20 protein-coding genes and 1 tRNA gene are annotated in these 25,721 nt (G+C 58.4%); 14 read left to right on the forward strand and 7 right to left on the reverse strand.

Annotated features, from left to right (window positions below; genetic code table 11):
- Positions 1-21: 21 nt before the first annotated feature.
- Positions 22-98: transfer RNA gene (locus tag BM131_RS04375), tRNA-Arg, on the reverse strand.
- Positions 99-235: 137 nt separating this feature from the next.
- On the opposite strand from BM131_RS04375, the gene BM131_RS04380 reads away from it, so the two are divergent.
- Entirely contained in the window at positions 236-1,234 is a 999-nt protein-coding gene (locus tag BM131_RS04380) for a LacI family DNA-binding transcriptional regulator (protein ID WP_090186166.1), read from the forward strand.
- Here the strand turns inward: BM131_RS04380 and BM131_RS04385 are convergent.
- The 4 genes from BM131_RS04385 to BM131_RS04400 all read right to left on the reverse strand — a co-directional run bounded on the left by BM131_RS04385 (position 1,186) and on the right by BM131_RS04400 (position 5,832).
- The gene (locus BM131_RS04385; RefSeq protein WP_175499173.1) at positions 1,186-3,336 is read right to left on the reverse strand and encodes a putative bifunctional diguanylate cyclase/phosphodiesterase; all 2,151 of its coding nucleotides are present in this window, start codon (positions 3,334-3,336) and stop codon (positions 1,186-1,188) included. The two genes, BM131_RS04380 and BM131_RS04385, sit on opposite strands and share 49 nt — an antisense overlap.
- A gap of 121 nt (positions 3,337-3,457) precedes the next feature.
- The gene (locus tag BM131_RS04390; protein WP_090186171.1) at positions 3,458-4,300 is read right to left on the reverse strand and encodes an HpcH/HpaI aldolase/citrate lyase family protein; all 843 of its coding nucleotides are present in this window, start codon (positions 4,298-4,300) and stop codon (positions 3,458-3,460) included.
- Entirely contained in the window at positions 4,297-4,749 is a 453-nt protein-coding gene (locus BM131_RS04395) for a MaoC family dehydratase (RefSeq protein ID WP_090186174.1), read from the reverse strand. Before BM131_RS04395 ends, BM131_RS04390 begins: the two co-directional genes overlap by 4 nt.
- 66 nt (positions 4,750-4,815) lie before the next feature.
- Entirely contained in the window at positions 4,816-5,832 is a 1,017-nt protein-coding gene (locus BM131_RS04400) for a LacI family transcriptional regulator (RefSeq protein ID WP_090186176.1), read from the reverse strand.
- 168 nt (positions 5,833-6,000) lie between these two features.
- Here BM131_RS04400 and BM131_RS04405 point away from each other — a divergent pair, with 168 nt between their 5' ends.
- The 13 genes from BM131_RS04405 to BM131_RS04465 all read left to right on the forward strand — a co-directional run bounded on the left by BM131_RS04405 (position 6,001) and on the right by BM131_RS04465 (position 21,900).
- On the forward strand, positions 6,001-7,230 hold the full coding sequence (locus tag BM131_RS04405) for an ABC transporter substrate-binding protein (RefSeq protein ID WP_217646843.1): 1,230 nt from the start codon (positions 6,001-6,003) through the stop codon (positions 7,228-7,230).
- 97 nt (positions 7,231-7,327) lie between these two features.
- On the forward strand, positions 7,328-8,257 hold the full coding sequence (locus BM131_RS04410) for a carbohydrate ABC transporter permease (RefSeq protein ID WP_090186619.1): 930 nt from the start codon (positions 7,328-7,330) through the stop codon (positions 8,255-8,257).
- A 7-nt stretch (positions 8,258-8,264) separates the two neighbouring features.
- Complete coding sequence (locus BM131_RS04415) at positions 8,265-9,197, forward strand: carbohydrate ABC transporter permease (RefSeq protein WP_245754139.1); 933 nt, start codon at positions 8,265-8,267, stop codon at positions 9,195-9,197.
- Between the two features lie 4 nt (positions 9,198-9,201).
- Positions 9,202-10,290, forward strand: coding sequence for an ABC transporter ATP-binding protein (locus tag BM131_RS04420; protein ID WP_090186184.1), 1,089 nt, complete (start codon positions 9,202-9,204; stop codon positions 10,288-10,290).
- The gene (locus BM131_RS04425) at positions 10,287-12,671 is read left to right on the forward strand and encodes a beta-mannosidase (protein ID WP_245754130.1); all 2,385 of its coding nucleotides are present in this window, start codon (positions 10,287-10,289) and stop codon (positions 12,669-12,671) included. The genes BM131_RS04420 and BM131_RS04425 overlap by 4 nt, the downstream gene beginning before the upstream one ends.
- A gap of 9 nt (positions 12,672-12,680) precedes the next feature.
- The gene (locus BM131_RS04430) at positions 12,681-13,424 is read left to right on the forward strand and encodes a sugar phosphate isomerase/epimerase family protein (protein ID WP_090186189.1); all 744 of its coding nucleotides are present in this window, start codon (positions 12,681-12,683) and stop codon (positions 13,422-13,424) included.
- Positions 13,425-13,436: 12 nt separating this feature from the next.
- The gene (locus tag BM131_RS04435; protein ID WP_090186192.1) at positions 13,437-14,579 is read left to right on the forward strand and encodes a Gfo/Idh/MocA family protein; all 1,143 of its coding nucleotides are present in this window, start codon (positions 13,437-13,439) and stop codon (positions 14,577-14,579) included.
- The gene (mgrA, locus tag BM131_RS04440) at positions 14,576-15,619 is read left to right on the forward strand and encodes an L-glyceraldehyde 3-phosphate reductase (RefSeq protein ID WP_090186196.1); all 1,044 of its coding nucleotides are present in this window, start codon (positions 14,576-14,578) and stop codon (positions 15,617-15,619) included. The genes BM131_RS04435 and mgrA overlap by 4 nt, the downstream gene beginning before the upstream one ends.
- Before the next feature lie 3 nt (positions 15,620-15,622).
- Positions 15,623-17,212, forward strand: coding sequence for a glycoside hydrolase family 43 protein (locus BM131_RS04445; RefSeq protein WP_090186199.1), 1,590 nt, complete (start codon positions 15,623-15,625; stop codon positions 17,210-17,212).
- Positions 17,213-17,269: 57 nt separating this feature from the next.
- Positions 17,270-18,295, forward strand: coding sequence for a LacI family DNA-binding transcriptional regulator (locus tag BM131_RS04450; protein WP_090186202.1), 1,026 nt, complete (start codon positions 17,270-17,272; stop codon positions 18,293-18,295).
- A complete protein-coding gene (gene xylA / locus BM131_RS04455) occupies positions 18,292-19,587 on the forward strand; it encodes a xylose isomerase (RefSeq protein ID WP_090186206.1) in 1,296 nt (431 codons plus the stop codon). Before BM131_RS04450 ends, xylA begins: the two co-directional genes overlap by 4 nt.
- Positions 19,588-19,598: 11 nt before the next feature.
- A complete protein-coding gene (locus tag BM131_RS04460) occupies positions 19,599-20,651 on the forward strand; it encodes a sugar phosphate isomerase/epimerase family protein (protein WP_090186209.1) in 1,053 nt (350 codons plus the stop codon).
- Between the two features lie 118 nt (positions 20,652-20,769).
- A complete protein-coding gene (locus BM131_RS04465; RefSeq protein ID WP_090186622.1) occupies positions 20,770-21,900 on the forward strand; it encodes a Gfo/Idh/MocA family protein in 1,131 nt (376 codons plus the stop codon).
- Here the strand turns inward: BM131_RS04465 and BM131_RS04470 are convergent.
- Positions 21,894-22,268: a response regulator gene (locus BM131_RS04470; protein WP_090186212.1), complete on the reverse strand. Its 375-nt coding sequence runs from the start codon at positions 22,266-22,268 to the stop codon at positions 21,894-21,896. The two genes, BM131_RS04465 and BM131_RS04470, sit on opposite strands and share 7 nt — an antisense overlap.
- Complete coding sequence (locus BM131_RS04475) at positions 22,237-25,716, reverse strand: chemotaxis protein CheB (protein WP_090186214.1); 3,480 nt, start codon at positions 25,714-25,716, stop codon at positions 22,237-22,239. Before BM131_RS04475 ends, BM131_RS04470 begins: the two co-directional genes overlap by 32 nt.
- Positions 25,717-25,721 lie beyond the last annotated feature (5 nt).

Consider the following 25,721-nt stretch of genomic DNA (forward strand, 5'->3'; position numbering starts at 1 on the left):
TTTTGCGATGCGATCTGAGGGTGGTGATCCCGACTGGGTTCGAACCAGTAACCTGCCCCTTAGGAGGGGGCTGCTCTATCCAATTGAGCCACGGGACCACGACACGTCATTGCCTTGAAATGGGCGATTGGTCAACGTGGGTGGCGGCAGGCTTGGACAAGCCGTTGACTGCGGGATAATACTTATTTGAACGCAGTGACAGGATGATCCCGTGAACAAGCCTCCTCGCAGACCGATGACACTCCGCGACGTTTCAGAAGCATCCGGCGTCAGCGAGATGACAGTCAGCCGGGTGCTGCGCAACAAGGGTGACGTCAGCGCCGCGACCCGCGTCAAAGTACAAGAGGCGGCGAAACGTTTGGGCTATGTACCGAACCGTATCGCGGGATCGCTCGCATCGAGCCACGTCAATTTGGTTGCGGTTATTATCCCGTCGCTGAAAAACATGGTGTTTCCAGAGGTGTTGTCCGGTATTTCCGAATCGCTCGATGGCACAGCGCTGCAGCCGGTCTTTGGTGTGACGGAATACCGTCCCGAAAAAGAAGAGAAGGTCTTGTTCGAAATGCTGTCTTGGCGTCCAGCCGGGGTCATCATCGCCGGTTTGGAACACTCTGACCCATCGCGCGCCATGTTGGCGCAGGCTGGCATTCCCGTGGTCGAGATTATGGATACAGACGGAGAGGCCATCGACGCATGCGTCGGCATTTCGCACCGCCGGGCGGGGCGGGAAATGGCAGAAGCGATTCTTGCGGCCGGTTATCGCAAGATTGGCTTTATGGGGACGCAAATGCCGCTGGACCACCGCGCGCGCAAACGTTTCGAAGGGTTCACCCGGACTTTGGCCAAATCAGGTGTCGAGATTACGGACCACGAATTCTACGCTGGCGGATCTGCTTTGACGAAGGGCCGGGAAATGACGCAAGCTATGCTGGCGCGTCATCCAGATCTTGATTTTCTGTATTACTCCAATGACATGATTGGCGCCGGCGGGCTTATGTACCTTTTGGACCAGAAGATTGATGTGCCGGGGCAGATCGGCCTAGCCGGATTTAACGGTGTAGAACTGCTTGCCGGATTGCCGCGGCGATTGGCGACGATGGATGCCTGCCGGTTTGAAATCGGGGCATGCGCTGCAAATATCATCGCCAAACGCGTCGCCGGAGAAGACCCGGGGCCGAGCCTTGTTCAACTGACGCCGCGGATCGATTTTGGGGACACATTGGTGCGAAAATGAGTGGGCACCGGGTAGCGGGTCAGAAAATCCTTGATGTGTGACAGCGGCATGGCCTTGCTATAAAACCAGCCCTGCGCCAATCGGCACCCCATGTCGATCAACCTTGCCTGTTCTTCGTGTGTTTCCACGCCTTCTGCCAGCACACTAATATCTAGGCTGTTTGCTAAGCCGATGATCGCGGCGGTCAGCTTTTGCAGATCTTCGTCGGTGTCGACGTGACGGACAAAACTGCGGTCGATCTTGATCTGCGATACGTGAAACTTTCGCAGTGCGGCGATGGCAGCGTGACCTGTGCCGAAATCATCAAGTTCTACCACAAATCCCGCGCTGACCATGGCATTAACGTTCGCGAGGAAATGGGTTGTTCGTTCGTCCAACAGCGTTGATTCCAATAGTTCGATTCGAAGCAGGTGCCGGGCCACGTCGAATTTTACCAGTGCGGTTTCCAGTCGGGACAGTAGGCGAGGGTCAGACAGTTGAGCGGTCGACATATTTATGCTGATGCTTGTGTGCGGCATCCCCTGGTCGGACAGCCAGCGCAGGGCATGACACGCCGCATCCGTCATCAACGTATCTAGCGCGTCGGTAAGTCCAGCCCGCTGCGCAACGTCAAGAAACTGACCTGCGTTCATCACACCGCGTCGCGGATGGTTCCAGCGCAACAGCGCCTCGAACCCGACGCATTCGCCGGCGACTGCGTCGACCTGTGGTTGAAAGTATGCCTCGAACTCGTTGCGTTCCAAACCGATCTGCAATTCGCGCGCCAAGGCGTTTGCCGATAGCACCTGATCCCGCATCGTATTTTCAAAAAATAACGCGACGCCGCCAATTTTCTTTGCTTCGTATAAGGCAAGATCCGCGGCCGTCAGGACGGTGCCGCGCGCCGCCATGCCCGATTTCAGTTCTAGCAGGGCGATGCCGATCGAAACGCCGATATGCATGAACTGGCCCGCATAGCCCAAGGGTTTTAGCAGGCGGTCAATGATCTGATCCGCAAAGGCTGTGATCGCGTCCCTGTCATTTGGCATACGACGTACGATGATGAATTCATCACCGCCAACACGGGCCGCAAATTCGCCAGGCGCGACCGCGCTTTCCAAAATCGCAGCGCAATGTTTGAGGACATGATCACCTGCTTCGTGGCCATAGACGTCATTGATCGCTTTGAAACGATCCAGATCAAGGTGATAGACGACGACGGTTTCGTGCGGGCCAAGCCCATCCGCCATCAGTGCGATATCTTCCAGCAGGTTCCGTCTGTTTCGCAATCCGGTAAGTTCATCCGTAATCGCAAGCCGGCGCAGCGCGTGCTGTTGTTCCTTTAGCTGGGTGACATCGACGCGCAGGCCAACGCGCCCGCCATCAGCGGTCGCGCGTTCCACGATTCGCAACCAGCGACCATTGGACAGTTTTTGTTCGATAACGCCTTGAGAGCTGCGATGTTGCTTTAACCGCGTGGCGAGCCATTCTTCCTCTCGCCCAATGCCATCGGCATATTGACCGTTTTGCAACCCAAGCCGCAGGATGGTTTCAAACGTATTGCCAGGTTCCATTGCAGCCGCACTTTCGGGATAGAATGTGCGGTAGGTCTGGTTGCAGATGACCAAGCGGTCGTCTGCGTCATACAGGACAAAGCCATCGGATAGGGCGTTGATGGCCGTCGCCATTTTGCTTTCCGCTTCGTCCGCCATTTTCAACGCGAGTACGGTCGCCGAGACATCCTGCGCAATGATGACAATCGACTTTTCCTGATCGGGCATCCGGATGATATCGACGTCGTAAATCGTCGCTTTGTCTGTGTTCAGACCAACCCGTGCCCGCACACTGCGCCGCCTGACCCTGATGAACTGTCGCAAAAAACGCGCAACGTCGTCGGGTGGAAGGCTGGGAACGGCATCCATCAACGTCAGGCGCTGCAACGCACGCATACCGTTTTTCAAAATCGTTCTGGCAAGTCTATTTGCTGCGACGATATGCAAATCGTCGCTGTTCAATACCATGATCGCTTGGCCGGAATTTTCGAACAGCGGCAACAGAATATTTCTGCCGATAACCTGCTGCATTGCCGATATTTCCGCGTTCTGATCGGGATCTACTTGCATCACACTCTCACTGAACATCCCCTCTAGGCTTAGGGGAAAGGCATGAAGCAAGTTTTAAAGATCAAGCAATGAAGCGACTTTTCTGCGGCGGATCAGACCCGTTTCTTGGGATTACCCAGCGCTACCGCCGCATGCCGAGGTTCAAAATCTTATGCGCCTGCACCAAATGCGGCTGATCCAACATCTGGCCATCCAAGCTCGCGACACCGCTTTGCGCCATGGCATCGACAACCCGCTGCGCATAATCGATCTGGTCGGCGCTTGGCGTAAAGGCTGCGTTAATAATTGGGACCTGCGCGGGGTGGATGGCCAGCTTTCCGTCGAATCCTTCGGCAAAGGCGGCACGCGATTCGCGCTCTAGCCCGCTCGCATCGCTGAGGGCCGTATAGGGGCCATCGATGGCTGCGACTCCGGCATCCTTTGCAGCCAAAAACGCGCAAGTCCGCGCCATCGCAAAGGGCGCGCGCCACGTGCCGTCATCGCAGCGGTTGGACATCGCGCCAAGATCGGCGGCCAGATCCTCGGCCCCCCAAGCCATGCCGCCAAGGGCCGGGTGGGCCCAGTCGCTGCGCATCAGTTGACGCACGGCGCGTACGGTTTCCGTGGCGATAATCAGGATCGGCGCCTGCGATCCAGCCTGCGCGATCAACGCTGCGGTTTCGGCAATGTCCGCTAGGCTTTCACACTTTGGCAGCACATATCCGTCAGGCTGTCCGGGGGCCGTGGCGGCAATATCATCGGCCGCGCGACCGGTGGACAGTGCATTGATCCGCACGAAGCGGGCCATTTTTGCGGGGGCCTTAAGCCACTCCGCCGTAAGCTGCCGGGCTGCGTCTTTTGATTCAGAAGCGACCGAATCTTCAAGGTCGAGAATAATCGCATCAGCCCCAGTGCCGTGGGATTTTTCCTGCTTGCGCGCACTGTCGCCGGGCACAAACAGATAAGATCGGTGGGGAAAAATCATGCGGGCCGACCCTTCATCAGGGCGGCGCGATCACAAATAGCGCAAAGTATGTTGTCCTGATTAAAACACCGATGGCGGAATGTGACGATGCCTTGACCGGGCCGGGACGCGCTGGGCCGCAGGGCGACCACCTCTGTCGTGACATGGATCGTGTCACCTTCGAACAGGGGGGCAGGAAAATTGACGTCGGTCATGCCAAGATTGGCAACCGTCGTGCCCAGCGTTGTGTCGTTCACGGTCATGCCAACAAGGCATCCAAGCGTGAACAGCGAATTCACGATGGGCCGCCCGAATTCTGTCTGCGCGGCGGCATGCGCATCAATATGCAGCGGCTGCGGGTTCATCGTTAAAAGCGAAAACCAGCGGTTATCCGTCTCTGTAATTGTGCGGGTCCACGGGTGGTCAAAGGTCATGCCCACCGTGAATTCGTCAAACCATAAGCCTGCCATTTTCGCATCCTCCCCAAGATATGCGCAGATATTGCCCGCAACCTGCGCGATGTGCCAGCGCTGTGATTACAACGGAGTATCGGGGGGGACGTCCAGATGCTGTTGCGGCGGCGCTTCGGGGGTGCGGACAAGCGACATGGCGGCGCGTGCTAGGAAATCGCCAGCGGCAGCGACGTCTTCGTGGATGGCCAGAATGCGCGGACGCACCCGGCGCAGGAATGTAATCGCCTCTTTTGTAAAGACGTCCGCATCGTCCCCGAGCACACGGCCACAAGATTCGATCCCAGCGACCGCCGCCAATGCCGAGTTGGTCGAGCCGCCAATGATGCCATCAGTTTTATCGCCGTCGCGCAGCATTGCGGCCAGTTGGGCTTCGATCGCATCGACGGGCGAATCGCTGCTTAGGCCGGGCATGACGGCCAATGACACTCCGGCATGTTGGGCCGCGGCAGTCGCACCTGCGATCATGGCCGCACCATAGGATTGGTCGATTGGCGGCGCGATCAGCATGATGTGTTTGCGCCCGCGTGCAGCAAGCGATCGCACGCCAAGCGCGCCATATGATCCATTATCAAAGTCGAACCAAGCGTGCTGATCCGACCAGTCGCTGCGCCCATGGGTCGCAAAGGGAAACTTGCGGTCAAGCAGGTATCTTACGCGCGGATCTTGCCCTTTAATCTGGTTGAAAATGACCGCGTCGGCAGATCCGGATTCAACGATGTAGCGGATCGGCTTCATCGGATCTTCGTCCGCGAAATAGGGCGTAATGTTCAAGTGAAACGGGGTGTTGCGCAGCCCGCCGGCAACAGAGGAAATCAACTTTGCCGTGTGGTTCATCACGTCATGTTCCGTCGACATGACCAGCGAAATGACGTTCGTGCGCCCTGTGCGCAAGCGGACCCCGGCGCGGTTGGGGACATAGCCAATTTCGTCGGCAACGGCGCGCACGCGGGCGCGGGTGTCGATGTTGATATCCTCTGCGCCTGACAGCGCGCGCGACACAGTTGGCACGGCCAGACCCGTCAGCTTGGCAATCGTTTTCAGCGTCGGTTTAGGTGTGTTGCCGCGTGCTGCGTTATCCAACCGAAACGTCCTTTATATCCTGTATCAATTGATACTTTCTGCTGCCTTATTTTCCAGCGACTCTAACTGCAAACTGTAATTTTTAAATGGCGTAAAAAACAGTCTTGTTTGCGCAAACAACTTCAGAGTAGCCTTCCTATAACGATTTAGATCAGGGAGGTTAGAATCGTGAAGTTAAGCAAAATACTACTTTCGGGGGCGGCAATCTGCGCGGCAACAAGCGCAGGGGCTGTCGACCTAGAGGTGATGCACTGGTGGACTTCCGGGGGGGAGGCCAACGCTGTTTCAAAGCTTGCAGAGGCTTGGGATGCGACCGGAAATACATGGGTCGACGGGGCCATCGCAGGCGGTGGTGATACCGCGCGCCCGATCATGGTGTCGCGTATTATTGGCGGTGATCCACCCGCCGCGTTCCAGTTCAACCATGGCCGTCAGGCCGAAGAATTAATCGACGCTGGTCTGCTGCTTGACCTGACCGAAGTGGCCGAGGCGAACAACTGGAAAGAGATCATCAATCCACCCAGCCTGCTGGATGCTTGCACCATCGACGGCAAGATTTACTGCGCGCCAGTGAACATCCACTCTTGGCAGTGGATGTGGTTGTCGAGCGCTGCCTACGAAAAGGCTGGCGTTCCTGTCCCGGCAAACTGGTCAGAGTTCATGGAGACCGCACCCAAGCTGCAAGAGGCGGGAATCACGCCGCTGGCGATGGGTGGTCAGTCGTGGCAACAGAACGGCGCTTTCGGCGTGATGGCTGTCGCCCTTGGCGGCGTCGACGCGTGGACCAAAGTCAACGAAGGCAAGGATGCCGAGGCCGTAATGGGCCCAGAGTACACCAAAGTCTTTGAGGCTTACGGTGCGGCGCGCGAGATGGCCAAAGGTCTGAACGTGCAAGACTGGAACCAAGCGACCTCTGCCGTGATCGAGGGTACCGCCGGTGCGCAGATCATGGGCGACTGGGCGCAGGGCGAATTTGCGCTGGCTGGCAAAGTTGCTGGCACAGACTACGAATGTCTGCCGGGTCTGGGCGAAACGGGCGTTCTGTCCACGGGGGGCGATGCCTTCTACTTCCCGGTGAACAGCGATGCTGACATCACTGCCGGTCAAAAAGAACTGGCCGCCCTTCTGGTTTCGCCAGAGGTTCAGGTGTCCTTTAACTCTGCCAAGGGATCGTTGCCGATCCGGGGCGACGTTGACCTGACCACGGTGAACGAATGCACGCAAAAGGGTCTGGATCTGCTGAAAGACGGCAAGACCATCCCAGACGCCGCATCCTTGCTGTCCCCTGATACCACGACGCAGTTGAACGATCTGCTGACGGAATTCTGGAACACCCCAGCAATGACACCCGCCGAGGTGCAGCAGCAGTACGCCGATATCATCGCATCTGCTGACTAAGCGATCCGGTATGGCAACGAATGGGCCCCCGCGGGGGCCCGTTCTGTCCGCTGCGCGCAACGCCCGCGCGGCTGGCATTTTTTGCGGGGGGGAGCCCATGACGACCACTGATATCGGCCCGAACACCGGGCCACGCGAAACTGTGCGCCGCCCTTCGCGGTTCTTGCGCAACCTGTCGCCCAAGATTGCGATGTTGCCGCTCATTTTTACGGCCTGCGTGGTCTTCCTTGGCGGCACGCTATGGACCGTGCTGTATTCCTTTACGAAATCGGGCCTTTTGCCGCGATTGTCGTGGGTGGGCCTGGATCAATACGAACGCCTCTGGTCGTCACGAAAGTGGATCGTCTCGATCGAAAATCTGGCGCTTTACGGCATCTGCAGCCTGATCGGCACGCTTGTGATCGGCTTTACGCTCGCGGCCTTGCTGGATCGCAAAATCCGGGGCGAGGCTGTGTTCCGCTCGATCTTCCTTTATCCCTTTGCGCTGTCCTTTATTGTCACTGGCCTTGTCTGGCAGTGGATCCTGAACCCAGAATTGGGCTTGCAAAACGTTGTGCGCGAATGGGGCTGGACGTCGTTTACCTTTGACCCGCTCAACAACCCGGAAATCGTGATGTTCGGCCTGCTGATTGCAGGGCTGTGGCAGGGCACCGGGCTGATCATGTGCATCATGCTGGCTGGTCTGCGCGGCATTGACGAAGATATCTGGAAAGCCGCCCGCGTGGACGGCATCGGCACGGTGAAAACCTATATCCGCGTGATTATTCCCATGATGCGCCCGGTCTTTGTGACGTCACTCGTGTTGATCGCAGCGGGCATTGTGAAGCTGTATGACCTGGTGGTCGCGCAGACATCGGGCGGGCCGGGCATCAGTTCTGAAGTGCCAGCGAAATACGTCATGACCGCGATGTTTGGCGGTCAGAACCTTGGCCAAGGTTTTGCGGCCTCGTCGATGATGCTGCTGATGGTCGTCATTATCCTGATCCCTTGGGCTTACCTAGAATTCGGAGGCAAGAAGCATGGCTGATACCGGCATGTTAAACGCGGCTGCCGCCGTCACGCAGCCCTTGCGCGGCACGCTTGCTGCCGGACCGCGGGGTCCGAAACCAAAGAACAAGTTCAGCCGTAGCAACATCATCATCTACGGCACGCTGTTCGTCGTCGCGCTGTATTACGCGCTGCCACTTTATGTGATGATCGTCACCTCGCTGAAAGGCTTGCCCGAAATCCGCATGGGCAACATCTTTGCCCCCCCACTAGAGGTCACGTTCCAGCCTTGGGTCAAGGCATGGCAAGAGGCCTGCACTGGCATCAACTGCGATGGCCTGTCGCGCGGGTTCTGGAATTCCGTCCGTATCCTGATCCCGTCGGTGATCCTGTCCGTCGCGATTGCGTCAGTGAACGGTTACGCCCTGTCGATGTGGAAGTTTAAAGGGTCAGAGGTGTTCTTTACCATCCTGATGATCGGCGCTTTCATCCCTTATCAGGTGATGCTGTATCCTATCGTGATCTTGCTGCGCGAGGCTGGCCTTTATGGCTCGCTGACGGGGCTGGTGCTGGTGCACGTCGCCTTTGGCATGCCGATCAACACCCTGCTGTTCCGCAACTATTTCGCGTCCATTCCAGAGGAACTGTTCAAGGCCGCCCGCGTCGATGGGGCAGGCTTTTGGGCGATCTTTTTCAAGATCATCTTGCCGATGTCCCTACCGATCTGCGTGGTGGCGCTGATCATTCAAGTCACGGGCATCTGGAACGACTTCCTATTCGGCGTGACCTATATTTCGTCCCCTGATCGCTACCCGATGACGGTGCAGCTGAACAACATCGTCAACTCTGTGCAGGGGGTAAAGGAGTACAACGTCAACATGGCGGCGACGCTTCTGACCGGCCTCGTGCCCCTCGTCATTTACTTTGCCTCGGGCAAGCTCTTCGTCCGCGGGATCGCCGCTGGTGCGGTAAAAGGATAAGATAGTGACCATTCAAAACGCTTCCGTTTCGATCAAGAACCTCGATCTGTCGTTTGGTGCCGTGAAGGTGCTGCAAAACCTAAACCTTGATATCGGCGACGGTGAATTCCTTGTGCTGCTGGGGTCATCCGGTTGCGGTAAATCGACCCTACTCAACGTGATTGCGGGACTGCTTGAACCCACGGACGGGCAAATCTGGATCAAGGACAAGAACGTCACATGGGCAGAGCCGTCAGAGCGGGGTATCGGTATGGTGTTCCAAAGCTACGCGCTTTACCCGCAGATGACGGTCGAGGGGAACCTGACCTTCGGTTTGAAAAACGCGAAGGTGCCTAAGGCTGAAATCGCCAAACGGGTCGCCCGCGCTGCGGAAATCTTGCAGATCGAGCCGCTGCTGAAACGCAAACCCGGTGCCCTCTCCGGCGGCCAGCGCCAGCGCGTTGCCATCGGCCGCGCTCTTGTGCGCGACGTAGAGGTGTTCTTGTTCGACGAACCTTTGTCGAACCTAGACGCCAAGCTGCGCGCCGATCTGCGGGTGGAACTGAAGCGCCTGCACAACAACCTGAAAAACACGATGATTTATGTGACCCACGATCAGGTCGAGGCGATGACCCTTGCCGACCGGATCGCGATCATGAAGGGCGGCAAGATCATGCAACTTGGCACCCCAGCCGAGATTTATGGCAAGCCGCAGAACTTGTATGTCGCCGACTTCATCGGTTCGCCCTCTATGACGTTTTTTGATGGCACGGTGGACGGCAATATCATGCGCATCCCCGGTCACGATCTGCCGCTGGGCCGCTATGAATTCACGTCCCAACCCGCCCCCGGCACCCCGGCGATCATCGGTGTCCGGCCAGAACATGTGATGACCGGCGATAACCTACGTTCTGCGCCCTACACGACGGTGGTCGAAATTGATCTGGTCGAACCTATGGGCTCGGACACGCTGGTCTATTGCAAGTTCGGCGGCCAGACGATGCGGGTCCGGATGGACGGACAAGCGCAGGTCGCTGTTGGTGACCGCCTGACCATAGGTATTGATCCCGCCGCGGCGTCCTTGTTCGACAAAACGACAGAGGTGCGTTTGTGACACCTTGCGACCTAAGGGGCGGCTGGACGCTTGAATCCGCCTCTGGCGGGATGCGTGCGGCAATGACGTTTCCAGGCGACGTCGTATCCACGCTGCATGACGCCGCGCTGATCCCCGACCCTTATGCGGGGCAGAACGAATACGATCTACGCTGGATCTGCGAGGAAGACTGGACCGTATCGCGGACCTTTGATCTGGCTGATCCGAATGTTGATCTTGTGATCTCGGAACTCGACACCGTGGCTACGGTACGGGTGAATGGCACGGCGGTCCTGCATGCGGCAAACGCGTTCCGCAGCTACCGCGTGCCTTTAAACGCTGCGGCGAAGGTGGGTGCAAATGACATTGCGATCACCTTTCATTCGCCGGTGGTGGCTGGCAAGGCGCTTGCAGACGCCCACCCCTTCGACGTGCCGTGGTCCAAGAACTGCCCGATCCCCTATGGAAATTTCCTGCGCAAACCGGCCTGCGACTTCGGCTGGGACTGGAATATCGCGCTTGCCACGTCTGGCATCTATGGTGCCCTGCATCTGGAGCCGTCAAAGGCCGCGCGGATTGACCGGCTGGCGATCAGCCAAGATCACAGCGATGGCGTCAGCGTCACGGTAGCAGTCCACACCAGCCACCACGATGGTCCCGTGACTGTGACACTGGGTGACCAAGTGGTCACGGCCAACAGCGCCGGCGGCATGTGTCAGGTGACAATTCCTGTCCCGGACCCCCAGCTTTGGTGGCCCGCTGGCCTAGGTGATCAATACCTTTACAATCTGAAGGTGACCGCTGGCACCGCAACCACTACCCGCCGCATGGGCCTGCGGCAGATGGAACTGGTGGCAGAGCCCGACGCCGCTGGCCTTGGCTTTAAGATCAGAGTCAACGGGCACGATGTGTTCTGCAAAGGGGCCAACTGGATTCCTGCTGATGCATTGCCGGGGCGCATTACGGACGAAAAGACGCGTGCCCTGCTGCAATCGGCAGTCGACGCCAACATGAACATGGTGCGCGTCTGGGGCGGCGGGCGCTACGAGCCGGACAGCTTTTACGACGCCTGCGACGAACTTGGCCTACTGGTCTGGCAGGACTTCATGTTCGCCTGCAACCTTTACCCATCAGACCCCGCCTATTTGGCCGAGGTTCGGGCAGAGGTGCGCGATAACGTCGCCCGCATGCATCATCACGCCTGCCTTGCCCTGTGGTGCGGCGACAATGAACTGGTCGGCGCGTTGACGTGGTATGACGTCAGCATCAATGACCGCGACCGCTACTTGGTCAACTACGACCGCCTGAACCGCTGTATCGAAGATGCCCTGCGCGAGACCGACCCAGCCGCAAATTGGTGGCCATCCAGCCCCTCGACCGGGCCGCTATCGTTTGGCGATGCGTGGCATGATGATAGCAGCGGCGACATGCACTTTTGGTCCGTCTGGCACGAAGGGCGCGACTTCGACCACTACCGCGATGTCGCACCCCGCTTTTGTTCAGAGTTTGGCTTTCAAAGCTATCCGTCGATGGACATCATCCGCCAGTTCGCGGACCCCAAGGATTTCAACATCGCCGCCCCGGTGATGGAGAGCCATCAAAAGAACGAGGGCGGCAACGCGCGTATTGCCGAAACCATGTTCCGCTACTTCCGCTTTCCCGTGGATTTCGAAAACTTCGTGTATGTCAGCCAAGTCCAGCAAGCGCTGGCGATCAAGACGGCCGTGACGCAGTGGCGCGGGCTAAAGCCGCACTGCATGGGGACTTTGGTCTGGCAGTTGAATGACACTTGGCCAGTGTGTTCTTGGGCCTCTCTCGACTATGGCGGGGGCTGGAAGGTGCTGCATCATCTGGCGCAGGATTTTTATGCGCCTGTGACGGTGGTCGTGATGCCTGATGGCGACGATCTAGTGCTGCGCGGCGTCAATGACCTGCGCGAGGCTGCCCGCATCGATGTCACCGCCTATGCCTGCGCGATGGACGGAACGGCCCGCGTCTTGGGGCAGGGCGAAGGCACCATCGGAGACAATGCGGTTGAACTGCTGCGCATCAAGCTGGCCGATCTGGGCGCGCAGGAGATGCTGAGTTTTGGCTGGACGGCGAGCGATGGCAGCAAAGGCGGGGATGTTTTCGCGCCGCGACCCTATAAGACCTACGATCTGTTGCCGCCGCAGCTGACCTGCCATACCGAGGCAAAAGCAGGCACGCACGTGTTGCAGATCACCGCGCAAGCCATGGCATTCTATGTCACTGCCGAAGCATCCGTGCCGGGCCGGTTCGACCGCAACGCGGTCCACCTTGGGCCGGGGCATACGGCGACGCTGACCTTCACACCCGCCGATCCCGGCACCACCCCGACCTTTACGCTGCGCGACCTGCATAGCGCGACTTATAACGATTAAGGACACCTGATGACCGATTTCTCCTATCAGCTTTACAGCTCTCGTGACTTTGGACCGATGCCGGAAACCTTCGGAATGCTGGCCGCGCTGGGCTATGCGCATGTCGAAGGCTACGGTCCCGTTTACGAAGATCTGGACGCCACCAAAAAGGCGCTGGACGAAACGGGCCTGACCATGCCGTCCGGCCACTTTGCAATGGATCTGGTGGAAAACAACCCGGATCGCGTCATCGAAATCGCCAAGGCGCTGGGTATTAGGAAAATCATTGTGCCCTACCTGATGCCCGCGGACCGTCCCACGGATGCCGCAGGCTGGACCGCTTTTGGCAAGCGTCTGGCCACAGCAGGCAAGCCGCTGCAAGATGCAGGTTTTCAGTTTGGCTGGCACAACCATGACTTTGAATTCATCGCCCTACCAACCGGAGAGTTGCCGATCGACCTGATCCTTGCGAACGAAAGCGTCGGTTTCGAGTTCGACGTCGCATGGGCCGCCGTTGCAGGCCAAGATCCTGCGGATGTGATCGCTCAATACGGGGACCGCATTATCGCCGCCCACGTCAAGGACCGCGCGCCAGCGGGTCAGAACGCGAATGAGGACGGCTGGGCCGATGCAGGTCACGGCACACTGGACTGGCCGGGCCATTTCAGCGCATTGAAGGCGGCTGGCTGCGATCTGTTCATCATGGAACATGACAAGCCCGCAGACGACAACCGTTTTGCCAGCCGCGCGCTGGCCTACATGACCTCTCTTTAAGGACTGCGATCCATGACTATTCTGAACGTGGGCCTGATCGGCTGCGGCAACATCTCGACCGCTTATCTGACGCTGGCCCCGACCTTTAAAAATATCCGCTTTGTCGCTGTGTCCGACATGAACGAAGAGGCCGCGCTGGCGCGGGGCAAGGAATTCGGCATCAAGGCACGTACTGTCAGTGACCTGCTGGCGTCCGACGATATCGACATCGTCGTGAACCTGACGATCCCTGATGCGCATTACGATGTGACCCGGCGCATTCTGGAATCTGGTAAGCACGCCTATACCGAAAAGCCGCTGGTGCTGACGCTGAAGCAGGCGAAATCGCTGGCTGATCTAGCCGCAAGCAAAGGCCTGCGCATCGGCTCTGCCCCCGATACCTTCCTTGGCGGTGCCCATCAGCAGGCGCGCCAGATCATTGACGCTGGCGGTATCGGCACAGTCACATCCGGCACCGCCCACTTTATGGGCCCAGGCATGGAGATGTGGCACCCGAACCCCGATTTCTTTTTCAAGCCCGGCGGCGGCCCAGTGCTAGACATGGGGCCGTATTACATCACGAACCTTGTGCAGCTGATCGGCCCGGTCAAACGCGTCGCGGCGCTTAGCTCTTCTGCGCAAAAGCAGCGGACCATCACGTCAGAGCCCCGCGCGGGAGAGACGATTCCGGTGCAGACGCCCACCAACATCCACGCGCTGTTGGCGTTCGAGAATGGCGCGACGATCACGCTGTCTACCAGCTGGGATGTCAAAGCGCATCGCCATGCGAACATGGAGCTATATGGCACGACAGGTACCTTGTTTGTGCCCGATCCCAACCACTTTGGCGGCGCGCTGGAACAGGCCGACGTAGAAGGAACGATTACGCAGGTTCCGGTCTGGGATCACCCGTTTGGGCAAATGAACTGGGATCTGGACAAGGACACGCCGCGCGCCAATTATCGCACCGCCGGGCTGGCCGATATGGCCGCCGGTATCGTCGACAACAGGCTGCACCGTTGCGCCTTGGAACTGGCCGTTCATGTGACTGACGTGATGACCAGCATCTTGAAATCCGGCGAGACGGGCCAGTTTGTCGATATGACGACCACCTGCGACCGCCCGGCAGCCCTTGGCCCCGATGCGGCGCGTGACCTGTTAAAGGAAGATGCATGACCTATACACCCGCCGAAGACCGCTATGAAAAGATGACCTACCGCCGCTGCGGCGCATCGGGGGTCAAGCTGCCCGCCGTGTCGCTGGGGCTGTGGCACAATTTCGGCGGCGATAGCCCGCACGAAAACAAGCGCGATATGTGTCGCACGGCGTTTGATCACGGCATCACGCACTTTGACCTCGCAAACAACTACGGCCCGCCCGCAGGCAGCGCCGAGGAAGCCTTTGGCGAGATCCTCAAAACCGATTTCGCCGGCTACCGCGACGAGCTGATTATCAGTTCCAAGGCCGGCTACCGCATGTGGCCCGGCCCGTATGGAGAGTTTGGCAGCCGCAAGTACCTGATGGCGTCCTGCGATGCGTCGCTCAAGCGGATGGGCCTCGATTATGTCGATATCTTTTATTCCCACCGTTTCGACCCTGAAACGCCGCTCGAGGAAACGATGAGCGCGCTTGCCGATATCGTGTCGTCGGGCCGTGCGCTTTATGCCGGTATCTCTAGCTACAACACCGAGAAAACCCGCGAAGCTGTTGCGATCTTGGACGAGATGGGCGTGCCCATGCTGATCCACCAGCCCAGCTACAACATGTTTAACCGCTGGGTGGAAACGGACGGGCTAAAGGACGCGCTGGCCGATTTGGGCGTTGGCTCCATCGCCTTTACGCCGCTGGCGCAGGGCATGCTGACCAAGAAATACCTTGGCGGTATTCCTGCTGACAGCCGCGCCGCGCAGGGTAAATCGCTGGCGCAAAGCCTGATCACTGAAGAGGCGCTGAACTCTGTCCGTGCCCTGAACGATATCGCAGAAGCGCGCGGCCAGACGCTGGCGCAGATGGCGATCGCTTGGGTGCTGCGCGACAACGGCATCACCACGGCGCTGATCGGCGCAAGTAAATCCAGTCAGATCGTGGATTGCGTGGGCGCTGTCAGCAACCTTGAGTTCACCGCTGACGAACTTGCCCAAATCGACAAGCACGCAGGCGATCAAGCGATCAACCTGTGGGCCAAATCCAGCCTGTCTGACAACGCACCGGAGTAACCGATGATCCGTAATCCCATCCTGCCCGGTTTTAATCCTGATCCTTCGATCTGCCGGGTAGGCAGGGATTACTACATCGCGACGTCCACCTTTGAATGGTATCCCGGCGTCCAGATTCACCACAGTACGGACTTGGTGAATTGGACGCTGGTAGCGCGGCCTCTGAACCGGGCCGCGCTGCTAGATATGCGTGGAAACCCCGACAGCTGCGGGGTTTGGGCCCCCTGTTTGTCCCATGCGGACGGCAAGTTCTGGTTGGTTTATACCGACGTGAAGCGGCTAGAGGGCGACTGGAAAGACGCCCATAACTACATCACCACCTGCGAGGCGATCGACGGCGACTGGACTGACCCGTGGTACGTGAACTCCAGCGGTTTTGATCCGTCGCTGTTCCACGACGAAGACGGCCGCAAGTGGTTCGTGAATATGCAATGGAACCACCGCGCAGCGGGCACGGGTGTAAACCCGGCGCATGACCGCTTTGACGGGATCATCTTGCAGGAATGGTCGCCGGATCGCGGGTTGTTCGGTCCGGTCAAGAATATCTACGCGGGCACCGATCGCGGTCTGACAGAGGCACCGCACATCTTTCGCCGCAACGGCTGGTACTATCTGACAACGGCCGAAGGCGGCACCGGCTATGATCACGCGGTAACGCTGGCGCGGTCGCGGCACATCGACGGCCCCTACGAGACGCACCCCGATAAGCACGTCATGTCAACGCAGGGCGCACCGGATCATCCCGTGCAGCGCACCGGTCACGGGCAATATGTCGAAGCGCCAGACGGCACCGCGTGGCATACCTATCTGATGGGCCGCCCACTGATGCATGACAGCAAACCGTTCTGCGCCACAGGAAGAGAGACCGGCATCGCGCGCTGCGTCTGGCGGGACGATTGGCTTTATTTAGAGGATGGCAGTCTGCTGCCGCCCGAGACGGTAGATGCCCCCGTGGATGCAGCGCCGCGTGGTCCGGTCGTGCATGCGCGCTTTGACAGCTTGCCGCCGGAATTCCAGTGGCTGCGCACGCCTGATCCGGATCGACTGTTTTCCATCGAAGACGGCGCGCTGGTTCTGACAGGGCGAGAGAGCATTGGCAGCTGGTTTGAACAATCCCTTGTCGCGCGGCGGCAAGAGGATGCAGCTTTTGACGCCAGCACAACGCTCGATTTTGCGCCGGATTGCTATCAGCAAGGCGCTGGGCTGATGACCTATTACAACCGCCACAAATTCCACGGTGCATTCGTGACGTTTGAGGGCGGCCAGCGGTGTTTGACGCTGATGTCGTGCAATGGTGATTGGCCGGAAGGTCGACTTGATCATCCGATCGCGCCAGTTCCGATCCCGGATGGCCCCATTGGCTTGCGGGTCGAAGTGCGCGGCGCATCACAGCAGTTTTTCTGGTCGAGCGGTGGGCAAGAGCATCCGCTTGGCCCGGCGCGAGACGCCTATCACGTCTCGGACGAGGGCGCGCAGGGAGAGCACGCGTCTTTTACCGGGGCTTTTGTCGGTATGATGGCATTCGACATCACCGGTCGTGGTGAAAAGGCGCGGTTTTCCGCCTTTTCGTACGCACCTGTTGCCATCACGTGACCGAAAAAGATTGACGTACATCATTTTCGGAGGTTAGAACTGTCGCAGGAGGACGCGATGGAAAGACCGACGATTCATGATGTCGCCCGCGAGGCACAAGTTAGTCTTGCGACGGTTGATCGCGTTCTGAACGCGCGTGGTGGAGTCGCGGCGAAATCCATCGATAAAGTGCAGCGGGCTGTTGAGAAAACAGGATATGTCCGGGATCAGTTCGCGGCTAATCTGTCGCGTGGTCGTGGTTATCGGTTTGTATTCTTGCTGCCCGCCGGGCAATCGTCGTTTGTTCGGTCTTTGATCGCAGCAATTGGCGATGAAGCGCAGCGCGTGCGCAAAGATCGTATCAATGTTGATGTGCGGTCCTCAAAAACATTTGATTCAGCTGCGCAAGTTGCAGCGCTGCGCCGTATTGACCCCGAACAGACAGATTGCGCCGCTGTTATGGTGTCGGATGTGCCTGAAGTGCGCAGTGAATTGGCGCGGCTGCGCGGGGCAGGCGTTCGCATCCTCTCGCTCGTGTCTGATGTCGCGGCCCCGGGGCGCGATATCTATGTGGGGCCTGATAATGAGGTTGCTGGCCGCATGGCGGGCAGCTTTATGGGGCGCTTTATGCGCAACCCGATTGGCTCTGTGCTTGTGATCGCGGGATCGCTGGCCGCGCGGGACCACGCGCAGCGCTTGTTCGGCTTTCGGCAGGTGATCGCATCCGAATTTCCCGGGCTGAACGTTTTGCCCGTGACCGAAGGCTTTGATGATGCGCGCCGCGTTGCGGCCATTGCGCAGCAGGCGATGGCCGACGCGCCTTTGATGGGCGTCTATGCGATTGGTGCCGGTAACGCGGGTCTGCTGAGTGCGATGAAAAACACCAATAGCGCATTTCGTCCTGTCACGATCCTGCACGAATTGACCGATGCGGCCCGCAAAGGCCTGCGGTCTGATCTATTCGATCTGGTCATCGACCAAGATCCGGCCCGCGCCGTGACGCGGGCCATGTCCATCATGCGTGATCTTGCGGACGGCGCGACTGCCGACGCAGGGCGCGGCGATATCCCTCTTAACATTTTTATCAAAGAGAACGTCCAATGACTGAATTCTTCAAAAACATCGCCCCAATCAAGTTTGAGGGCGAAAGCAGCACAAACCCGATGGCGTTTCGCCACTACAACCCGGACGAAGTCGTCATGGGGAAGCGGATGGAAGACCACCTGCGCTTTGCTGTCGCCTATTGGCACAGCTTTGTCTGGGAAGGCGGCGATCCCTTTGGCGGCCAGACCTTCGATCGTCCTTGGTTTCCTGCTGACACGATGGACCTGGCCAAGCAGCGCGCGGATGCGGCGTTCGACATGTTCCGCATCCTTGGCGTGCCATACTTTTGTTTCCACGACCACGACGTTCGGCCCGAGGGCGCGACGCTGGCGGAAAGCCGGGATCGCCTGAACCAGATCGCTGATGTGTTCGAGGCGAAGATGGCTGACGGCGGCCCCAAACTGCTTTGGGGTACCGCGAACATGTTCAGCAACCGCCGCTACATGAGCGGCGCAAGCACGAACCCCGATCCTGATATCTTTGCTTATTGCGCAGCCACGGTGAAGGCTTGCATGGACGTGACCCAGCGCCTGAACGGCGAGAACTATGTCCTGTGGGGCGGCCGCGAAGGATACGAGACGCTGCTGAACACCGATCTGGACCGCGAATTGCAGCAGATGGGCCGCTTTTTGCAGATGGTCGTCGAATATAAGCACAAGATTGGCTATAAGGGCGCAATCCTGATCGAGCCAAAGCCGCAGGAGCCGACCAAGCACCAGTATGACTATGACGTCGCCACGGTTTACGGCTTCCTCAAGCGGTTCGGTCTGGAAGGTGAAGTGCAGGTCAATGTCGAGCAGGGCCACGCGATCCTAGCCGGCCATTCGTTCGAGCATGAACTGGCGATGGCGCGCACACTGGGCATCTTTGGGTCCATCGATATGAACCGCAACGATTACCAGTCCGGCTGGGACACGGACCAGTTCCCGAACAACACACCAGAAGCCGCGCTGGCCTATTACGAGGTGCTTAAGGCGGGCGGTTTCACGACGGGCGGTACGAACTTTGACAGCAAGCTCCGCCGTCAGTCGCTGGATGCCGAAGACCTGATCGCCGCGCATATCGGCGGGATGGACATTTGCGCACGGGGCCTGAAAGCTGCGGCTAAGATGCTAGAGGATGATGCACTCGAGGCACCGCGCCGCGCCCGTTATGCTAAATGGGACAGTGTTGATTATCTGGCCGAAGGCGCGACGCTGGATGGTATCGCTGCCCGCGCCGAGGGACTTGATCCGCAGCCCGTATCGGGCCGTCAAGAAATACTGGAAAACGTCGTTAATCGTTACGTCTGAGGGAGGACACCATGAAGACCATCAAAGGACCGGCACTGTTTTTAGCGCAATTTGCAGGGGACAGCGCCCCCTTTGATACTTGGGACGGCATTACCAAATGGGCCAAAGAGATGGTCTATGACGGTGTGCAAGTGCCCAGCTGGGACGCGCGTCTGTTCGATCTGGACAAGGCCGCGACCAGCAAGACCTATTGCGATGAATGGAAAGGGCAGGCGGCCGACAACGGGATCACAGTGACAGAGCTGTCGACCCACCTTCAGGGGCAATTGGTCGCCGTCCACCCTGCCTATGATCTGGCGTTTGACGGTTTTGCCGCGCCGTCGGTGCACGGCGATCCGAAGGCCCGGCAGGTCTGGGCGGTGGAACAGGTGAAAAAGGCGCTTGATGCCTCTGCGCATCTGGGACTGACAGCGCAGGCGACGTTTTCCGGCGCGCTCGCATGGCCTTACGTCTATCCGTGGCCGCAGCGCCCCGCTGGCTTGGTCGAGGCAGCCTTTGACGAGCTTGCGAAACGTTGGCGGCCTATTCTTGATCACGCAGAGGATCGCGGCGTTGATTTGTGCTATGAAATCCACCCCGGCGAAGACCTGCACGATGGTGTCACGTTCGAGATGTTTCTGGAACGTGTCGGCAACCATAAGCGCGCCAAGATGCTGTACGATCCGTCGCATTATGTGCTGCAATGCCTCGATTATTTGGACAACATCGACATCTATAAGGATGTGATTGGCATGTTCCACGTCAAGGATGCCGAGTTCAATCCGACGGGGCGTCAAGGCGTTTACGGCGGCTATCAGCCTTGGGTCGATCGCGCTGGTCGTTTCCGGTCGCTTGGGGACGGTCAGGTCGATTTCGGCGCTATCTTTTCCAAGATGGCGGCGAATGACTTTGACGGTTGGGCTGTTGTGGAATGGGAATGTGCGCTGAAACATCCTGAGGACGGCGCGCGGGAAGGTGCGCAGTTCGTGCGGGATCATATCATTCGCGTGACGCCGCATGCCTTTGACGATTTCGCAGCAGGCGGGACGGATGATGCGATGAACCGCAAGATGCTGGGGCTTTGACAATTTGAACTGTCGGACTGGGGCGCTGCCGTCGCCCATTGGGCTCGAACCAATGGCGCACCAAAGGGCGACCCCGAGGTATTTTTGACCAGAAGAATTCGGACGCAGGAGAGATATGATGGCACGGATCAGGCTTGGCATGGTGGGCGGGGGCAAGGATGCCTTTATCGGGGCGGTGCATCGCTATGCGGCGCGGCTGGATGATCGGTTCGATTTGGTGGCGGGGGCTTTGTCGTCGACACCGGAAAAGTCGATGGAATCCGGGCGGGCTTTGGGATTGGCCGAGGACCGGATTTATCCTGATTTCGACACGATGGCCGTAGCAGAGGCGGCCCGCGATGATGGGGTCGAGGCGGTTGCGATTGTGACGCCGAACCACATGCACGCGCCCGCCGCCAAAGCGTTCCTGTCGCGCGGCATCCATGTGATTTGCGACAAGCCGCTGACGGCAACGTTGGACGAGGCAAAGGAGTTGGTCGCGGTGGCCGAAGCATCGGACGCGCTGTTTGTGCTGACGCATAATTACACCGGCTATCCCCTGATGCGCCACGCGCGGCAAATGGTGGCAGATGGCAAGCTGGGCAATATTCGCGTTGTGCAGGTCGAATACGCACAGGACTGGCTGACCGAAGAGGCGGACGCGGACAACAAGCAGGCGGGCTGGCGGACGGATCCGGCGCGATCGGGCGCTGGCGGGTCCACCGGTGATATCGGCACGCATGCCTATAACCTTGCCTGTTTTGTGTCTGGGCTGACGCTGGATAGTCTGGCGGCGGATTTGCAAAGCTTTGTGCTGGGGCGGCGTGTTGATGACAACGGGCATGTGCTGCTGCGCTTCAAGGGCGGTGCGCGGGGGATGCTGTGGTGTTCACAGGTGGCACCGGGCAATGAAAACCGGCTAACGCTGCGGATTTATGGCGACAAGGGTGGGCTGTCTTGGGGGCAAGAGAACCCTAATGTGATGGAATATACGCCCTTTGGACAACCAACGCAGATCCTGACGCGCAACGGGGCCTCTGGTGCGCAAGACGGCGTGCGTATTCCGGGCGGCCATCCAGAGGGGTATCTGGAAGGGTTTGCGAATATCTACGTCGCGGCTGCTGACGCAATTGAGGCAGCGCGCACCGGGCGCAAAAGTGATGCGCTTTATCCGACTGTGCGTGACGGTCTGGCCGGGGTCATGTTTGTTGATGCCTGTGTCAGGTCATCTGCAAATGATGCTGCCTGGGTATCAGTCGCGGATCAGTGATCCGTCTTTTCGGCCGCGAAAGCGGCCGAAATATCCGACAGCTGAAACGGCTTTTCGATCAGTTGAAACGAGTCGATCTTGGAAATCTCGTGACGGTTATAGCCAGAGGCAAAGACGACATGCGTCCCGCGTTCGGCTAGCATCAGACCCAGCGCTAGACTGTTTTCGCCGTTGCCGAGGTTCATGTCCAGCAACGCAAAATCAAACGATGTAGTTTCGCACTTTGCCATCGCAGCCGGCAGGTTATGCGCCATATGAACGTCGAACCCTAGTTCGTGTTCTAGCCCGTCAGACACATCCAGAGCGACGATCACCTCATCCTCGACATATAGCAGTTTAGATTTCGAGGGAGTTGAACAGTGATTCATGAGGGATCTCAATTAGCGCATTTACCGGTATTTGGAGAACGCACCGCAAACCTTCTGGTTCCCAATGAAATTCAACATTTCCATTTAGACTGCCGGTGATAGTGGATTTGATCAGTTGAGTGCCAAAGCCATCGTCACCGCTGACCGTTGGGGCGGGACCACCCGTTTCTGTCCAAGTAAAGATGTAGGTGTCGGACTCGCCATCGTCTTGGCGCAGCCAATTAAGTCTAACCTTGCCCTGGGGATTTGAGAACGCACCATATTTTGCGGCGTTCGTGGCCAGTTCATGCACTGCCATGCCCAGCGATAGGGCCGCGCGAGCGTTGACGATAATCTCTGGGCCTTTCAGTTCGACGCGGTCCGCGCCGTAGACCGCAGTTAGTTCGGGGGCAAGGATCTGGCTAAGGTTCGCAGAGGCCCAGTTCGACTGGGTCAGCAGTTTGTGCGTCTGCGCGAGCGCCTGAATGCGGCGGGCGAGCGCGGTAAACACATCGCGGTCCACCGTGGCATCGCGGCTGGCACGGGACACAAGCGCCAGCACATTTGCCAGCATATTTTTCACGCGGTGCTGCAGTTCCTGCATCACACGGCGCAGTTCAAACTGCAGCTGCACTTGTTCGGTGATGTCGCGAACGTTCAGTCCTACGCCTGTCAGGCCCCCATCGTGAAATACCGGATACCAATCCGTTTCCCAGACCCGTTCTTGTCCGGGGTTGTCGGCTGTGCCGCCGCGCAACTGCTTGTTTTCGATGCGCGTGCGGTTGTCCAGAACTTCGCGTGCGATCGGCTCAATCACATCACGCAGCGCGGGTGACATAGAACCCAGTGTTTTGCCGATCAGCTCGTCCACCTCGAACCCTGCGATTTTCGCAAGGCGTTCGTTGGCGCGCATATAAACTAGATCATGGCTGAGCATGCCCATCGCGAGGGGGCTGCCATTATACAGGTCTTCAATCTCGGCCAGACGCTGGACCGACAGGCCGCGCTGATGCTCTGCCTCTTGGGCAAGGACGCGCAATTCGGTGACATCGAATAGCGACAGCACGATCCCGCCTTGGGTCGATCGGTCGGATTCAAACGGGACGATCCGGGCGCGAAAGGCTTGACCGTTACGGCTGTCATAATCCGTTTCGATCATGGTCTGCGTTTCCAGCACCTTGCGGCAATCATCAAGGATGGCAAAGACATCAAGGTCCGACCCGATGTCATCTAGGGGCCGCCCAACGTCGCCCGACACAAAGCGGAATTGATTGCGCGCTTCTGGCGTAAACCGACGTAGGCGCAGTTTACTGTCGAGGAAGATGGTGCTGATTTTGCTGCTGGCGATAAAGTTTGCCATATCGGCATGAGCATCGCGAATTTCGGCAATCTTGGCGTTCAACTCGTCATTGGTGGTCGTCAGCTCTTCATTCGCGGATTGAAGCTCTTCGTTCATCGACATCATTTCCTCGTTAGAGCTTTTCAGCTCTTCGTTCGAGGTCTCAAGCTTTTCAGTCGCACTGGTTAGCTGCCCGCGCACGTCGTCCAGCTCTGACTCTAGCTGACGCAGGTATTCTTCATTGTCTTGTCCGACCATCTGACTTGTGAGTGCAGCGTCGACGTCGTCAGTCGCGAGCGCCTCGAATGCGATCAGGATCTGGCGGTCATCGGTTTTACGGCCGGTGATGCGTAGCCGCACGGGCTTGTCGTCTAGCGCGCCGCTAAAGGTAATGGATTGATTTTGATCAAGCTTTTGATCCAGCCGTAAAAGCCGCGCAAGTGTGGTGTTCAGCTCGGGTCGGATCAATTTCAGGATCGACAGTTGCGGACGTCCCGCGCCGACTTGCAGGTATTTGCTGGCTTTTTCAGAGGTATAAAGCAGATCGCCCTGCATGGTCAGAACCATATAAGGCGGCGCAAAATGTTGCATCAACTCGGGTGCGCCGGGGGCCGTTTCAGGCTGCGTCACGGAAGACAGATTGTTATCGTTTGCCTTGTCAAAGATGCCATCTGCTGCGCGCAATTCCAGCCGGGACGGTGGCCCGGGCATGCGGCGAAAGATGTGGTGGTTACGCGATGTTTCTTCGAACAAGTCATGGACGCGGGGGATGCTTTCGCTGTTTCCCAAAACCAAAATGCCATTTTCACGCAGGCTGTAGTGGAACGCCTTCGCGACGGAATCCTGCAACGACGTCTGAAAATAGATCATGACATTCCGGCACGACAGCAGATCGATCTGCGAAAATGGCGGATCTTTGATCAGGCTTTGGTTGGAAAATCGGATGATATTGCGCAGCCGCTCGTTGACGGAATATCCATTCGCATTGGGTCTGAAGTATTTCTGCACCAAGTCAGTTGGCATGTGACTGACGTTTTCCGTGCTGTAGTGTCCCGCACGTGCGACGCGCAGCGCGCCTTCATCGATGTCGGTGCCAAAAATTGACAGGGACGGCCAGACGTTCAGCCGTTCCATCACCTCTAGCAGGGCGATCCCATAGCTATAGGCTTCTTCGCCGGTCGCGCAGCCGGCCACCCAGATGCGCAGATCGCCCTCGCTGCCTGCGCGCGCGATCAAATCGGGCAGGGTGACATCGCGCAACTCTCTGAATGTGTCTTCGTCGCGAAAGAAGCTGGTGACGTTGATCAAAATGCTATCGAACAGCAGGTCAGCCTCTCTTGGATCGTCGATCAGATAGCGCAGATATTCCGACGCGCGTTCCTGCCCAAGGATCGACATGCGCACGGCAATGCGGCGCAGTAGCGTGCCGGGTTTGTATTCGGTGAAGTCATGCCCGACGCGGTGGCGCAGGTGACGCATCACGCGCTGGATAAAGTCACTATCCGATGGCTCTTCGATGGCAAAGTTCTGGATGCGGGCAAAGAAGTCTTCGAGGACAGGCGCGATTTCGGCGACGGGTAGGATTAGGTCGCAGGCCCCGGTCGCAATCGCGTTGCGCGGCATGCCATCGTACTTCGCCTCTTCGGGGCGCTGGACCAGTACGAGGCCGCCGTTATTCTTAATGTCACTGATCCCGACGCTATTATCGCTGCCGGTGCCTGACAGGATAATTCCGACCGCATTCAGGCCAGAATGCCGCGCGAGTGAAATCAGGAAGTCGTCGATAGGCCGTCGTACGCCGCGCGGCTCTTGAAACTTTTCAGTGTGAAAGCGGCTATCCGCGATCGTCAAAATATCGCCCGGCGCAATCAGATAAATGTGCCCTTCGTGGACGGGGCAACCCTCGTAGGCGGTCACGACGGGGCTCTTGGTTTGTCGGCTTAGCAGTTCCTGCATCAGGCTGTCGTGATGCGGGTCTAGATGCTGCACGATGACGATTGCCATTCTGTGCTGATCGGGCAGATATTCCAGCAGACCTTGGATCGCCTCAAGCCCCCCGGCAGAGGCACCGATGCCGACAATGATCAAGCCGTCGTGGTCAGTGGTCGTTTGGTCAGTCAGGCGCGTCATGTCTG

Source organism: Loktanella salsilacus (assembly GCF_900114485.1).
Lineage (GTDB): Bacteria > Pseudomonadota > Alphaproteobacteria > Rhodobacterales > Rhodobacteraceae > Loktanella > Loktanella salsilacus.

Bases quoted from the DNA above. Each gene is read 5' to 3' on its own strand.
- xylA (WP_090186206.1), top strand. From the start codon at position 18,292: ATGACTGAATTCTTCAAAAACATCGCCCCAATCAAGTTTGAGGGCGAA.
- BM131_RS04435 (WP_090186192.1), top strand. From the start codon at position 13,437: ATGACTATTCTGAACGTGGGCCTGATCGGCTGCGGCAACATCTCGACC.
- BM131_RS04445 (WP_090186199.1), top strand. From the start codon at position 15,623: ATGATCCGTAATCCCATCCTGCCCGGTTTTAATCCTGATCCTTCGATC.
- BM131_RS04395 (WP_090186174.1), bottom strand. From the start codon at position 4,749: ATGGCAGGCTTATGGTTTGACGAATTCACGGTGGGCATGACCTTTGAC.
- BM131_RS04410 (WP_090186619.1), top strand. From the start codon at position 7,328: ATGACGACCACTGATATCGGCCCGAACACCGGGCCACGCGAAACTGTG.
- BM131_RS04385 (WP_175499173.1), bottom strand. From the start codon at position 3,336: ATGCAAGTAGATCCCGATCAGAACGCGGAAATATCGGCAATGCAGCAG.
- BM131_RS04415 (WP_245754139.1), top strand. From the start codon at position 8,265: ATGTTAAACGCGGCTGCCGCCGTCACGCAGCCCTTGCGCGGCACGCTT.
- BM131_RS04390 (WP_090186171.1), bottom strand. From the start codon at position 4,300: ATGATTTTTCCCCACCGATCTTATCTGTTTGTGCCCGGCGACAGTGCG.
- mgrA (WP_090186196.1), top strand. From the start codon at position 14,576: ATGACCTATACACCCGCCGAAGACCGCTATGAAAAGATGACCTACCGC.
- BM131_RS04430 (WP_090186189.1), top strand. From the start codon at position 12,681: ATGACCGATTTCTCCTATCAGCTTTACAGCTCTCGTGACTTTGGACCG.
- BM131_RS04450 (WP_090186202.1), top strand. From the start codon at position 17,270: ATGGAAAGACCGACGATTCATGATGTCGCCCGCGAGGCACAAGTTAGT.
- BM131_RS04475 (WP_090186214.1), bottom strand. From the start codon at position 25,716: ATGACGCGCCTGACTGACCAAACGACCACTGACCACGACGGCTTGATC.
- BM131_RS04380 (WP_090186166.1), top strand. From the start codon at position 236: ATGACACTCCGCGACGTTTCAGAAGCATCCGGCGTCAGCGAGATGACA.
- BM131_RS04470 (WP_090186212.1), bottom strand. From the start codon at position 22,268: ATGAATCACTGTTCAACTCCCTCGAAATCTAAACTGCTATATGTCGAG.
- BM131_RS04465 (WP_090186622.1), top strand. From the start codon at position 20,770: ATGGCACGGATCAGGCTTGGCATGGTGGGCGGGGGCAAGGATGCCTTT.
- BM131_RS04460 (WP_090186209.1), top strand. From the start codon at position 19,599: ATGAAGACCATCAAAGGACCGGCACTGTTTTTAGCGCAATTTGCAGGG.